Here is a 12,123-nt window from a genome sequence, read left to right as displayed (position 1 = left end):
CTCAGGCGGTCGTGAGGCCGGCGGCGCACCCGGCGCCCCGGCCCCCGGCTACCGTCCCAGCGCCGCCAGCTCCTTGGCGGCCTCCGTGAGGTCCTTGGCCGTGTCGATGGCCCGCCAGTAGGCCCCGTGCGGAATGGTGAAACCCGCGAGCCGCTTCTCCCGGGCCAGCCGCGGGAACGTGGTCCGCTCGTGGTCCCCGCGCTCGGGAAGCATCGCGGAGAACTCGGGGGAGAAGACGTACACGCCCGCGTTGATCTCGAACGTCGACGGCGGAGCCTCGATGAAGTCGGTGATGTGCCCGAACCCGTCGGTCTTCACCGCGCCCCAGGGGATCCGCGGACGGGCCAGCGCCAGCGTGGCCACCGCGTCCCGCTCCGTGTGGAAGTCGGCCATGTCGCGCAGGGAGAACCGCGTCCAGATGTCCCCGTTCGTGGCGTACCAGGGCCGTTCGGGGTGGGGGAGGCGCGCGGCCGCGTACCTCAGGCCGCCGCCGCGGCCGAGCGGCTCGCTCTCCACGACGGTGGTGACGGAGACGGGCAGGTCGGCCGAGTCCAGCCACTTCTCCAGGACGTCGGCGAGGTGGCCGCACGAGACGACCACGTCCGTGACGCCTTCCTCGGCGAGCCAGGTGAGCTGATGGCCGATGATCGGCGTGCCCGTGCCGGGGATCTCGACCATCGGCTTGGGCCGGTCGTCGGTGTACGGGCGCAGCCGGGAGCCCTGGCCACCGGCCAGGACCACGGCTTGAGTGGGGCGCGACGCGGCGCTCGGATGGGTCATGACGGCACTGTACGTGGCGCCCCACCGCCGGGTGCGGGCGGCAACACGCTCGAGGGGAGCGCTGCCGGGTGCCCGCCGGTGCTCAGCTGTGCGCGGCCAGGACGCCGGAGGCGAAGGCCGTGTCACACACCGGGCGGGCGTAGGACTGGGCACGCGAGGCGCCGTAGATGCCCACCGCGGCCCTGCCGAGGGCGCGGGCGATGGAGGAGCAGTGCCGGGCCAGCGCCGGATGTCCGTTGACGGCCTGCTGGAGGTGCATGAGGACGACCCCAGGGTTCTTCTCCTGGAGTTCGGTCATCAGGTGGTCGCGGAGCACGTCCTGCGGCGCCTGGGCGGCGGCCTTCCTGACGGTGACCGCGGCCGACGAGACGTCGGAGGCGGCCAGCACCGAACTGGAGGGGCTCCCCGTCCAGTTGACCCGGGTGACCGCGAGGGTTCCGGAGAGCACCAGGAAGACGGGCAGGACGAGGGCGAGTGTGCGGCCGATCCGGCGGGCAGGGCCGCCCCGGTGGCCGCGTCGCGTCTGTGGAGTGGTGGAGTGCTTCACGCGTGTGAGGTTAGCGCCCGGTAGTGACATGGCGACAATCAGTCACTCTTATGGGGGATGAGATGCCGCCGCTTCCGGGGTAACGGGTTGACGCCCGCCGCCCGGAATGACCACTGCGCCGGGGTATCGCCCCCCGCACGCGGCAGGGGCCCCGCACGCCGTGCGCGCGGGGCCCCTGCCGTACGAGTGGTGCCGTCAGTCGGTCAGCCGCTCACCGGTGGACGTGGAGAACACGTGGATCTCGCCCGGCCGCGGCACGACGTGCAGCGTGGCGCCCTTGTCCGGCACCTGGCGTCCGTTGACGCGGACGACCAGGTCCTTGACCTCGCCGCCGACCTCGGCGGTGCCGTAGACGTAGCCGTCGGCGCCCAGCTCCTCGACGACGTTCACGGAGACGGCCAGACCGGCCGGCGCGTCCGCGCTGTCCTTCGTCAGGGCCGTGGCGGCGCCGCCGCCCAGCTCGACCACGTCGAAGTGCTCGGGACGGACGCCGACGGTCACCGTGCGGTCACCCTTGTCGGAGGCGGCCTTCAGCGCGTCCCGGTTGACGGGGACCACGCTGTTGCCGAACTTCACGCCGCCGTCGGTGATCGGCACCTCGACCAGGTTCATGGCGGGCGAGCCGATGAAGCCGGCGACGAAGAGGTTCGCGGGCTTGTCGTACATGTTCCGCGGCGAGTCGACCTGCTGGAGCAGACCGTCCTTGAGGACCGCCACGCGGTCGCCCATCGTCATGGCCTCGACCTGGTCGTGGGTGACGTACACGGTGGTGATGCCGAGGCGGCGCTGGAGGGAGGCGATCTGCGTACGGGTGGAGACGCGGAGCTTGGCGTCCAGGTTGGACAGCGGCTCGTCCATGAGGAAGACCTGCGGCTCACGCACGATCGCGCGGCCCATGGCGACACGCTGGCGCTGACCGCCGGAGAGCGCCTTCGGCTTGCGGTCCAGGTACTCGCTGAGGTCGAGGATCTTCGCGGCCTCCTCGACCTTCTGCCGGATCTCCGCCTTGTTGACACCGGCGATCTTGAGCGCGAAGCCCATGTTGTCGGCGACCGTCATGTGCGGGTACAGGGCGTAGTTCTGGAACACCATGGCGATGTCCCGGTCCTTGGGCGGCAGGTGCGTGACGTCGCGGTCACCGATGCGGATGGCGCCGCCGTTGACGTCCTCCAGACCCGCGAGCATCCGCAGGGAGGTGGACTTGCCGCAACCCGACGGGCCGACCAGGACGAGGAACTCGCCGTCCTCGATCGCGATCTCCAGCGAGTCGACGGCGGGCTTGGTGGAACCCGGGTAGATCCGGGTCGCCTTGTCGAACGTGACAGTGGCCATGGTGAATGGACCCCTTCTACCGGCAGGAACGTGCCGGACGATCCGTTGTAGGAAGGTGGTTGGTGTGGTCCACGTGAGTGAACCGGATCGAGACGGTACCCGGCGTTCACTCGCTCTGTCAGTACCCGCGCCCCTGTGAACTTCGGGAAAATTCCCCGTGGAGCCGCTCCGGGACCTGGGTACACTGCACTGGCACGGCGCCGCCACGCGCGCGTGCAGGCCTCCTTAGCTCAGTCCGGCCAGAGCAACGCACTTGTAATGCGTAGGTCGTCGGTTCGAATCCGACAGGGGGCTCCGACAGTCCAGGCGGCCTTTCCCGCCTGGGCTTTTCTCGTGTCCGGCCGGTGGGGCCGGGAGGTGTGCCGGGGATCGCCGGGGATGTCGATCACGTGCCGGGCGATGCCGGCTGTGGCTGAATCGGTGCATGCGATGTCGGCGGGGTGTGCGCAAGGTGCGGGCGTACGTCCGCGGTGCTCCCGGCACGTACGTGTGGCTGGGGATCCTGTTCGTCACGACGGTCGTCCTGCACCACATGCCGCCGGAGTTCGAGCAGCACTTCCTGCGGCACCGGTCGACGAACCTGCACGAGCTGGCGCGCAGTCCGGTGCGGGTGCTGGTGGTGAGCGCGCTGTGGATCGAGGGCGGGAACTGGGTGCCGTACCTCTTCCTGTACACGGTGTTCCACGCGCCGGCCGAGCGGTGGCTGGGGACGGTCCGCTGGCTGGCGGTCTGTGTGCTCGCGCACGTCCTGGCCTCGCTGGTCAGCGAGGGGGTGCTGCTGAAGGCGATCCGGGAGGGCATCGCTCCGCGCTCGGCGTTCGACACCCTGGACATCGGGGTGAGCTATGCGCTGGCGGGGGTGATCGCGGTGCTCGGGTACCGGATCGCGGTGCCCTGGCGCTACGGGTACCTGGTGGCGGTGCTGGCCGTGTTCGGGCTGCCGCTGGCGGCCGCCCCGACGTTCACCGATTTCGGTCACTTCGTGGCGGCGCTGATCGGGCTCGCCTGCTATCCGCTGGTCAGGGGCCGTGGAAAAGCATGGAATCCGAAGGAGACACTGGCCGGGCTCAGGGGTTAACGTCCCGGCCATGAGCAGCTCGGCGAGCAGTGTCGTGAACGGCGGGATCTCCTTCTGGTACGCGGACGACGGTCTTCCGGCGGTACGGGAGCCGCTGTCCCAGGACGCCTCCGCGGACGTCGTCATCGTCGGCGGCGGATACACGGGCCTGTGGACGGCGTACTACCTGAAGAAGGCGGCCCCCTTCCTGCGGATCACCGTCCTGGAGCAGAAGTTCTGCGGCTACGGCGCCTCCGGCCGCAACGGCGGCTGGCTCTACAACGGCATCGCGGGCCGGGACCGGTACGCGAAGCTGCACGGCCGGGAGGCCGCCGTGCGCTTGCAGAAGGCGATGAACCACACCGTGGCCGAGGTCGTCGCGGTGGCCGGCGCCGAGGGCATCGACGCCGACGTGCACCGGGGCGGCGTCCTGGAGGTGGCGACCACACCGGCCCAGCTGGCGCGGCTGCGGGCCTTCCACGAGCACGAGCTGGCGTACGGCGAGACGGACCGGGAGCTGTACGGCGCCCGGGAGACGGCCGCGCGGATCCGGGTCGCGGACGCGGTCGGCTCGGCCTGGACGCCGCACGGGGCCCGGCTGCACCCGGTGAAACTGGCCAAGGGGCTCGCCGCGGCGGTGGAGGCGCTCGGCGTGACCATCCACGAGTCGACACCGGTGACGGAGATCCGGCCCAAGCACGCCGTGACCCCGTACGGCACCGTCCGCGCCCCCTACGTCCTGCGCTGCACCGAGGGCTTCACGGCCTCCCTCAAGGGCCAGCGGCGGACCTGGCTGCCGATGAACTCGTCCATGATCGCCACCGAGCCGCTGACGGCGGAGCAGTGGGCGGCGATCGGCTGGGACGGCCGGGAGACCCTCGGCGACATGGCCCACGCCTACATGTACGCCCAGCGCACCGCCGACGGCCGGATCGCGCTCGGCGGGCGCGGGGTGCCGTACCGCTTCGGCTCGCGCACCGACAACGACGGCCGCACCCAGGAGGCGACCGTCGAGGCCCTGCGGGAGATCCTCACCCGCTTCTTCCCCTCCCTTGCGGGCACGCGGGTGGCCCACGCCTGGTCGGGGGTGCTGGGCGTCCCGCGCGACTGGTGCGCCACCGTCACCCTGGACCGCTCCACCGGCCTCGGCTGGGCGGGCGGATACGTCGGCTCCGGCGTCGCCACCGCCAACCTGGCCGCCCGTACCCTGCGCGACCTGGTCCAGCAGGACTCCGGCCAGGGCGGCCGCACCGAACTGACGGACCTGCCCTGGGTGAACCACAAGGTCCGCCGATGGGAGCCGGAACCCTTCCGCTGGCTCGGCGTCCAGGGCATGTACGCCACCTACCGCGCCGCCGACCAGCGCGAACGCCTCCGTCCCGGGACGGAGTCCTCCCGCCTGGCCAAGGTGGCGGACCGGGTGGCGGGACGGCACTGAGACCCGGGCGACCGGCCGGTTAACCTCCCCCCATGATTCGCACCGCGACCCCCGCCGACGTCCCCGTCATCCACGCCCTCGTCCGTGAACTGGCCGAGTACGAGAAGGCGCTGGAGGAGGTGCGGGCCGATGCCGGGCAGTTGCGGGAGGCGCTGTTCGGGGAGCGGCCGGCCGCCTTCGCGCACCTGGCCGTGGACGACGTGAGCGGGGAGCCGGTCGGTTTCGCGCTGTGGTTCCTGAACTTCTCCACATGGCGCGGGGTGCACGGCATCTACCTGGAGGACCTGTACGTCCGTCCCTCCGCGCGCGGCGCCGGGCACGGCCGGGCCCTGCTGGCCGAGCTGGCGCGCATCTGCGTGGAGCGCGGCTACGAGCGGCTGGAGTGGGCGGTGCTGAACTGGAACCGGCCCGCGATCGGCTTCTACGAGGCGCTCGGCGCCCGCCCGCAGGACGAGTGGACGGTGTACCGGCTCACGGACGGGGCGCTGGCGGGACTCGCCGGGTCCGGCCGCTGAGCCGCGCTGCCGGCCAGGCCGGTCAGGGCACCGACTCCGGTACCGGCGCGTCGGCCGGTGTCCCGTACCCGGGCGCCCCGGCCGTCACCATGAGGCCCGCCACCAGGCCCGCCAGGAACATGACGACGGCCGCCCACCCGATGGCGACCGTGTAGCCGTGCACCACGCCCGCCGGGACGACGGTGGCCCGGCCGGCCGGGCTGCGCAGATGCGCGGCGATGTAGCCGGCGCTGCTGGTGGTGGCGACCGTGTTGAGCAGCGCCGTACCGATGGAGCCGCCGACCTGCTGCGAGGTGTTGACAGTCGCGGAGGTCACGCCGGCGTCGCGGGGTGCGACGCCGGCGGTGGCGGTGGCGAACACCGGCATGAAGGTCAGGCCCATGCCGAGGCCCAGCAGCAGCAGGGCGGGGAGGATCTCGCCGGTGTACGTGGAGTGGACGGTCATCCGGGTCAGGAGCAGCAGGCCGGCGGCGGCGAGCAGCATGCCCGGCACCATGAGCAGGCGTGGTGCCACGCGGTGCAGCAGGCGCGCGGAGATCTGGGTGGATCCGGTGATGATCGCGGCGGTCAGCGGCAGGAAGGCCAGCCCGGCCCGCACGGGCGAGTAGCCGAGGATGTCCTGGAGGTAGTAGGTCATGAACAGGAACAGCCCGAACATGCCGATCACCGCGAGCATCATGGTGAGGAAGCAGCCCGCGCGGTCGCGGTCCCGGATGATGTGCAGCGGCAGGAGCGGGCTGGGCGCCCGGGCCTGCCACCGGACGAACGCGGTGAGCAGGAGGACACCGGCCGCGAACAGGGCGAGGACCAGCGGGTCGGTCCAGCCGCGCGGTTCGGCCTCGCTGAAGCCGTAGACGATCGCCACCAGTCCGCCGCAGCCGAGGACGGCACCGGGTACGTCGAGGCGGACGCCGGCGTGGCCGGGACGGTCGTGGAGCAGGGCCAGGGCCCCGAGGACGGCGGCGATCGCGATGGGCACGTTGACGTACAGGCACCAGCGCCAGTTCAGGTACTCGGTGAGCAGGCCGCCGACGATGAACCCGATCGCGGAGCCGCTGCCGGCGAGGGCGCCGTAGATGCCGAACGCCTTGCCGCGCTCGCGCGGGTCGGTGAACGTCGTGGTCAGCAGGGACAGCGCGGACGGGGCGAGGAGGGCGGCGAAGGCGCCCTGGAGCGCGCGGGCGCCGAAGAGCGTGCCGGAGCCGGTGGCCGCGCCGCCGAGCGCCGAGGCGACGGCGAAGCCGACGAGCCCGATGACGAAGCTGCGTTTGCGGCCGATGAGGTCCGCGATCCGGCCGCCGAGCAGGAGCAGTCCGCCGAAGGCGAGGGTGTAGGCGGTGATCACCCACTGCCGGTTGCCGTCGGACATGTGCAGGGCGTGCTGGGCGGAGGGCAGCGCGATGTTCACGATCGTCGCGTCGAGGACGACCATGAGCTGCGCGAGGGCGATGACGACGAGCCCCCACCAGCGGTGCGGATCGGCTCCGTCCGCCGGGGTGACCGGCGCCGCCGGGGGCTCACCCGTGCGGCCGGCACTCATCTCGCCAGGACACCACGGATCGGGAGGGGCCGCACCCGGGTGAGGGCGGCGGCCCCGGCTTCTCCTCGGTGACGGCCTGCCCGGACCTGCTCGGGCCTGTTCATGCCTGTCCGGGCCTGCTCAGGCCTTCTTGAGGTCGCGGGCGGGCCGGCCGAGGATCAGGGACACCGCGGTCACCGCGCTGTTGAAGGACACCTCCGACAGCACGCCCGGGGCGGCCACCTGGTCGCCCGCGAGGTAGACCCCGTCGCCGCGGTCCACGGCGGGCCGGTCCCGCCAGGTGCGGCCCGGCGGGTCCACGGCTCCCGTACGGCCGTCCGCCAGGGCCACCCGCCGCCAGGTCACCCGCTCCCGCCAGCCCCGGAACGCCAGGTCGAGCAGGTGTCCGGCGCGGGCGAGCCCGTCGGCCCGGGTCTCGCCGGGCCCGACCGGGAACTGGCCCTGGAGCAGCTGTTCCCCGGCCGGGGCGAGGGCCGGGTCCCGCGCCGTGAACCGCTCCAGCCGGCCGGGCGCGTCCAGGTCGCCCACGGCGCAGGCGTCCCCGCGCCGGGTGCGCAGGGCGAGGTCGAGCAGGACGGTACGGCCGCTGGGCCAGGTCAGCGCGGGGTCGCGCAGCAGGCGCCGGGCGGCGGGCAGGGAGGTGGCGACGACGACGGGGGAGCCGCCCGGCAGGTCGTCCAGCCGGGCCCCGGTCTCGATCCGCACGCCCATGTTCCAGGCCCGCGCCGCCATCCGGTCGACGACCGCGCCCCAACCGCCGCGCGGGTGGTGCGCCTCCGGTGGCAGCGCGGTGGCCCGGCGCAGGCGCTCCTGCACGAACGCGGCCGACAGGCTGCCCGGGTCGTGGTGGAACAGGATCGCCGCCGCGTGGTGGGCGGCGGCCCGGGCGCCCTCCTCGCCGGCGATCCGGGTGGCCCAGCCGAGGAAGTCGGCGTCGACGGGGGCCGGGCCGAGCCGGGGCCGCAGCAGCTTGAGCAGCGCGAAGGGCGGGGTGCGGCGCAGGACGCCGTGGTGGCGCAGCCGCAGCCGGGTGGCCTCCAGGGGCGGCAGGGCGGCGAGGGGGCCGGTCAGCTCCCGCTGCCGCAGCCAGGCCCAGTGCGGGCCGCCGGCGTGGAAGGAGTGCGGTCCCTCGCCGGTCCGGTACGGTCCCGCCGCGGTGCGGGCCCGGCCGCCCAGCATGTGGTGGGCCTCGTACACGGTGACCCTGGCGCCTGCCTCGGCCGCGGTGATCGCGGCGGTGAGTCCGGCGAAGCCGCCGCCGATGACGGTGATGCGGTGCATGGGGTCTCCCCGGGTCGGTTCACCTGATCCGCCTGTACGACGGCCCGGCCCGGCGGAACGTGACATCGGCGCCGGCCGCCGCCCGGTGGCCGTCCGGTCCGGGCGGTTGTCAGTGGCGGGGTGCAGCATGGGGGCATGGTGAGACGAGCGGCGGGCGGCGGGCCGGCGGAGCGGGCAGGGGTACGGGCAGCGGTGCGCGGCGCGCGGCGGCCGGAGGTGCGGCTGCCGGCCCTGGAGCCGTGGGCCGGGCCGGAGTTGGAGCCGAACGGTGACTATGACGGGCTGGAGTTCCGGGACCTGGACCTGGCCGGGCAGGACGGCAGGGGCGCCCGGTTCATGGACTGCGCGCTGACGGGCTGCGTGGTGGACGGCACGGCGCTGGGCCGGGCCCGCGTGCTGGACTCGGTGCTGACCGGGCTGCGGGGTGTCGGCACGCAGTTCGCCGAGGCCACGTTCCGCGACGTGGAGCTGGCCGACCCGCGCCTGGGCGGCACCCAGCTGCACGGCGCGGTGCTGGAACGGGTCGTGATCCGCGGCGGCAAGATCGACTACCTGAACCTGCGCGAGGCCCGGCTGAAGGACGTCGTCTTCGAGTCCTGTGTGCTGGTCGAGCCGGACTTCGCCGGTGCGCGGCTGGAGCGGGTGGAGTTCACCGACTGCGCGCTGCGGGGCGCCGACTTCGGTGGCGCGACCCTGACGGACGTGGACCTGCGCGGCGCCGCCCCCCTGGACGTGGCCCGCGGCCTGGACCGCCTCTCGGGGGCGGTCATCAGCACCGGTCAGCTGCTGGACCTGGCTCCGGCGCTGGCGGCGGGTCTGGGGATCCGGGTCGAGGGCTGAGCCGCAGGGTCACGGCACCCGCGGGAAGCGGGCCTGGAGGGTCCAGACGGCCGGGTTCTCCGCCAGGTCCTCGTGGAGGTCGGTGAGGTCCGCGATCAGGTCGTGCAGGAAGTCGCGGGCCTCGCGCCTGAGTTCGGTGTGCGCGAAGGTCAGCGGGGACTCCTCGGCCGGCTGCCAGTCGGAGGTGATCTCCACCCAGCCGAAGCGGCGCTCGAAGAGCAGCGCGTCGCTGGACTCGGTGAAGTCCAGTTCGGCCCGCTGCGGGCGGGCGGCGCGGGAGCCCATCGGGTCCCGGTCCAGCCGCTCCACGATGTCGCACAGCGCCCACGCGAAGTCCAGCACCGGCACCCATCCCCAGGCTGTGGACAGCTCCCGGTCCGCCTCGGTGTCCGCGAGGTACACGTCCCCGCAGAACAGGTCGTGCCGCAGCGCGTGGACGTCCGCGCGGCGGTAGTCGGTCTGCGGCGGGTCCGGGAACCGGTTGGAGAGGGCGTAGCCGATGTCGAGCACGGAAGAGATGGTGTCACGGCGCTCCGCCCGAGCCGGTTCGCGGTGTGCTCCGCCCCTCTAGGATCACTGACATGTCCAGATCCGTGCGTTGTGTCCCGGCCGTCGCCGCCCTGCTTCTCCTCGCCGTCACCGGCACCGCGTGCGACGGCGGCACCCAGGGCACCGCGGGCGGATCCGGCGTGCACGACCCGTACTTCCCCCAGGCCGGCAACGGCGGCTACGACGTCGGCCACTACGCCCTCACGCTGGACTACACCCCGGACACCCGCCATCTCACCGGCACGGCCGTCATCACCGCCCGGGCCACCCAGGACCTGTCCGCGTTCGACCTCGACCTGGCCGGGCTGCACGTCGACTCGGTCACCGTCGAGGGCAGGGGGGCCCGCTGGAGCCGCGGCGGCCAGGAACTCACCGTCCGCCCGCACGACGGCCTCAGCGAGGGTGAGACGTTCCGCACGACCGTGCGCTACTCGGGCACCCCGCGCACCCTCACCGACCCCGACGGCTCCGAGGAGGGCTGGCTGCCCACCGCCGACGGCGCCCTCGGCCTCGGCGAACCGGTCGGCTCCATGGCCTGGTTCCCCGGCAACCACCACCCCGCCGACAAGGCGTCCTACGACATCACCGTCACCGTGCCGAAGGGCCTCCAGGCCGTGTCCAACGGCGAGCTGACGGACCGGAGTACGAAGGGCGGCCGTACGGCCTACCACTGGCACACCGCCCAGCCCATGGCCGGCTACCTCGCCACCGTCGCGATCGGCCACTACGACATCACCCGCGCCACCGGCCCGCACGGCCTGCCCGTCGTCACCGCGGTCGATCCCGCCCAGGCCGGGGCGAGCGCCAAGGTGCTCGCGAAGATCCCGGACATCATCGCGTGGGAGGAGTACAACTTCGGGCCGTACCCCTTCTCCTCCACCGGCGCGATCGTCGACCGCCCGGACGACGCCGGGTACGCCCTGGAGACCCAGACGCGCCCCGTCTTCCCCGGCGCCCCCGACACCTCCACCCTCGTGCACGAACTCGCCCACCAGTGGTACGGCGACTCGGTCACCCCCGCGTCCTGGCGGGACATGTGGCTCAACGAGGGCTTCGCCACCTACGCGCAGTGGCTGTACGACGAGGACCACGGCGGCCCCAGCACCCGGAAGACCTTCACCCGCCTCTACGACGGGGACCACGAGGAGATCTGGGCCTTCCCCCCGGCGAAGCCGTCCAGCGCCGCGCACATCTCCGACAGCCCCGTCTACCAGCGCGGCGCGATGGTCCTGGAGAAGATCCGCCGCACGACCGGCGACGACACCTTCTACGACATCATCCAGGGCTGGGCCGCCGCACACCGCCACGGCACCGCGAGCACCGCCCAGTTCACCGCGTACGTGGAGAAGAAGGCCCCGGACAAGGACTTCGGCGAGATCTGGAAGGACTGGCTGTACGGGGACGGCAAGCCGCGCCACCCCTGAGCGCGCGGCGCCGGCGGCGTGCGCCCGGGAAGGGCGACGCCACCGGTCCCGGCGGACACGCGGAGGGCGTCAGACGTTCACGCCGAAGTCCTGGGCGATGCCCACCAGGCCCGAGGCGTAACCCTGGCCCACCGCACGGAACTTCCACTCCGCGCCGTTGCGGTACAGCTCGCCGAAGACCATGGCCGTCTCGGTGGCCGCGTCCTCCGAGAGGTCGTAGCGCGCGATCTCGGTGCCGCCGGCCTGGTTGACGATGCGGATGTAGGCGTTGCGGACCTGGCCGAAGTTCTGGCCGCGGTTCTCGGCGTCGTAGATGGAGACCGGGAAGACGATCTTGTCGATGTCGGCCGGGAGCGCGGCCAGGTTGACGTTGATCGCCTCGTCGTCGCCGGAGCCCTCGCCCGTGCGGTTGTCGCCCGTGTGGACGATGGAGCTGTCCGGGGTCTGCTTGTTGTTGAAGAAGACGAAGTGGGCGTCCGAGTAGACCTTGCCCTCTCCGTTGACCGCGATCGCGGAGGCGTCCAGGTCGAAATCCGTGCCGGTGGTGGTGCGGACGTCCCAGCCGAGGCCCACGGTGACGGCCGTCAGGCCCGGAGCCTCCTTGGTGAGCGAGACGTTGCCACCCTTGGACAGGCTTACTGCCATGTTGGGAGTCCCTTCCCTAGTTAACCGTGCAGACATGCACATCTGTGCCGACGAAGCTACCGACGAAGCTACCGTCACCCGGAACAACGTCGAGGGGTGTCCCGGTGGTTCCGGATCCCTTTACCTTTTTTACCGAACCGGAAATCCAGGTGACGTGCACCCTGCGGGACCGGGA

At 72.6% G+C, this 12,123-nt stretch carries 12 protein-coding genes and 1 tRNA gene; 6 read left to right on the top strand and 7 right to left on the bottom strand.

Annotated elements, in window-relative coordinates:
• Positions 1-48: 48 nt before the first annotated feature.
• The 3 genes from AB0F03_RS07075 to msiK all read right to left on the bottom strand — a co-directional run bounded on the left by AB0F03_RS07075 (position 49) and on the right by msiK (position 2,659).
• On the bottom strand, positions 49-780 hold the full coding sequence (locus AB0F03_RS07075) for a nucleotidyltransferase family protein (RefSeq protein ID WP_121788140.1): 732 nt from the start codon (positions 778-780) through the stop codon (positions 49-51).
• 82 nt (positions 781-862) lie between these two features.
• Positions 863-1,327 carry a hypothetical protein gene (locus AB0F03_RS07070; protein WP_361987312.1) on the bottom strand — a complete coding sequence of 155 codons (465 nt, stop codon included), beginning with the start codon at positions 1,325-1,327 and terminating at the stop codon, positions 863-865.
• Between the two features lie 195 nt (positions 1,328-1,522).
• Positions 1,523-2,659, bottom strand: coding sequence for a diacetylchitobiose ABC transporter ATP-binding protein MsiK (gene msiK, locus AB0F03_RS07065; protein WP_361987310.1), 1,137 nt, complete (start codon positions 2,657-2,659; stop codon positions 1,523-1,525).
• A gap of 219 nt (positions 2,660-2,878) precedes the next feature.
• Between msiK and AB0F03_RS07060 the strand changes: the two genes are divergently transcribed.
• The 4 genes from AB0F03_RS07060 (at position 2,879) to AB0F03_RS07045 (ending at position 5,669) form a co-directional block, all read left to right on the top strand.
• Positions 2,879-2,953: transfer RNA gene (locus tag AB0F03_RS07060), tRNA-Thr, on the top strand.
• Positions 2,954-3,083: 130 nt separating this feature from the next.
• The gene (locus AB0F03_RS07055) at positions 3,084-3,737 is read left to right on the top strand and encodes a rhomboid-like protein (protein WP_361987308.1); all 654 of its coding nucleotides are present in this window, start codon (positions 3,084-3,086) and stop codon (positions 3,735-3,737) included.
• 10 nt (positions 3,738-3,747) lie between these two features.
• Complete coding sequence (locus AB0F03_RS07050) at positions 3,748-5,154, top strand: FAD-dependent oxidoreductase (RefSeq protein ID WP_361987306.1); 1,407 nt, start codon at positions 3,748-3,750, stop codon at positions 5,152-5,154.
• 32 nt (positions 5,155-5,186) lie between these two features.
• Positions 5,187-5,669: a GNAT family N-acetyltransferase gene (locus AB0F03_RS07045; RefSeq protein ID WP_361987304.1), complete on the top strand. Its 483-nt coding sequence runs from the start codon at positions 5,187-5,189 to the stop codon at positions 5,667-5,669.
• A gap of 22 nt (positions 5,670-5,691) precedes the next feature.
• On the opposite strand, the gene AB0F03_RS07040 is transcribed toward AB0F03_RS07045, so the two are convergent.
• Entirely contained in the window at positions 5,692-7,209 is a 1,518-nt protein-coding gene (locus tag AB0F03_RS07040) for an MFS transporter (RefSeq protein WP_361987302.1), read from the bottom strand.
• Between the two features lie 120 nt (positions 7,210-7,329).
• Entirely contained in the window at positions 7,330-8,490 is a 1,161-nt protein-coding gene (locus AB0F03_RS07035; protein WP_361987300.1) for an FAD-dependent oxidoreductase, read from the bottom strand.
• A 135-nt stretch (positions 8,491-8,625) separates the two neighbouring features.
• Here AB0F03_RS07035 and AB0F03_RS07030 point away from each other — a divergent pair, with 135 nt between their 5' ends.
• A complete protein-coding gene (locus AB0F03_RS07030) occupies positions 8,626-9,330 on the top strand; it encodes a pentapeptide repeat-containing protein (protein WP_361987298.1) in 705 nt (234 codons plus the stop codon).
• 9 nt (positions 9,331-9,339) lie between these two features.
• On the opposite strand, the gene AB0F03_RS07025 is transcribed toward AB0F03_RS07030, so the two are convergent.
• A complete protein-coding gene (locus AB0F03_RS07025; protein ID WP_361987297.1) occupies positions 9,340-9,840 on the bottom strand; it encodes a hypothetical protein in 501 nt (166 codons plus the stop codon).
• Positions 9,841-9,911: 71 nt separating this feature from the next.
• On the opposite strand from AB0F03_RS07025, the gene AB0F03_RS07020 reads away from it, so the two are divergent.
• Positions 9,912-11,303: a M1 family metallopeptidase gene (locus tag AB0F03_RS07020; protein WP_361987295.1), complete on the top strand. Its 1,392-nt coding sequence runs from the start codon at positions 9,912-9,914 to the stop codon at positions 11,301-11,303.
• 69 nt (positions 11,304-11,372) lie between these two features.
• Here the strand turns inward: AB0F03_RS07020 and AB0F03_RS07015 are convergent, their stop codons facing one another.
• On the bottom strand, positions 11,373-11,948 hold the full coding sequence (locus AB0F03_RS07015) for a TerD family protein (RefSeq protein ID WP_361987293.1): 576 nt from the start codon (positions 11,946-11,948) through the stop codon (positions 11,373-11,375).
• Between the last annotated feature and the right edge of the window lie 175 nt (positions 11,949-12,123).

Origin of the sequence: Streptomyces sp. NPDC028722 (genome assembly GCF_040637655.1) — a bacterium.
Taxonomy (GTDB): Bacteria; Actinomycetota; Actinomycetes; order Streptomycetales; family Streptomycetaceae; genus Streptomyces.
Note: the sequence above shows the minus strand (reverse complement) of the source record. Positions and strands in the feature narration are given on the sequence as shown.

Bases quoted from the DNA above. Each gene is read 5' to 3' on its own strand.
- AB0F03_RS07075 (WP_121788140.1), bottom strand. From the start codon at position 780: ATGACCCATCCGAGCGCCGCGTCGCGCCCCACTCAAGCCGTGGTCCTG.
- msiK (WP_361987310.1), bottom strand. From the start codon at position 2,659: ATGGCCACTGTCACGTTCGACAAGGCGACCCGGATCTACCCGGGTTCC.
- AB0F03_RS07055 (WP_361987308.1), top strand. From the start codon at position 3,084: ATGCGATGTCGGCGGGGTGTGCGCAAGGTGCGGGCGTACGTCCGCGGT.
- AB0F03_RS07050 (WP_361987306.1), top strand. From the start codon at position 3,748: ATGAGCAGCTCGGCGAGCAGTGTCGTGAACGGCGGGATCTCCTTCTGG.
- AB0F03_RS07045 (WP_361987304.1), top strand. From the start codon at position 5,187: ATGATTCGCACCGCGACCCCCGCCGACGTCCCCGTCATCCACGCCCTC.
- AB0F03_RS07040 (WP_361987302.1), bottom strand. From the start codon at position 7,209: ATGAGTGCCGGCCGCACGGGTGAGCCCCCGGCGGCGCCGGTCACCCCG.
- AB0F03_RS07035 (WP_361987300.1), bottom strand. From the start codon at position 8,490: ATGCACCGCATCACCGTCATCGGCGGCGGCTTCGCCGGACTCACCGCC.
- AB0F03_RS07030 (WP_361987298.1), top strand. From the start codon at position 8,626: ATGGTGAGACGAGCGGCGGGCGGCGGGCCGGCGGAGCGGGCAGGGGTA.
- AB0F03_RS07020 (WP_361987295.1), top strand. From the start codon at position 9,912: ATGTCCAGATCCGTGCGTTGTGTCCCGGCCGTCGCCGCCCTGCTTCTC.
- AB0F03_RS07015 (WP_361987293.1), bottom strand. From the start codon at position 11,948: ATGGCAGTAAGCCTGTCCAAGGGTGGCAACGTCTCGCTCACCAAGGAG.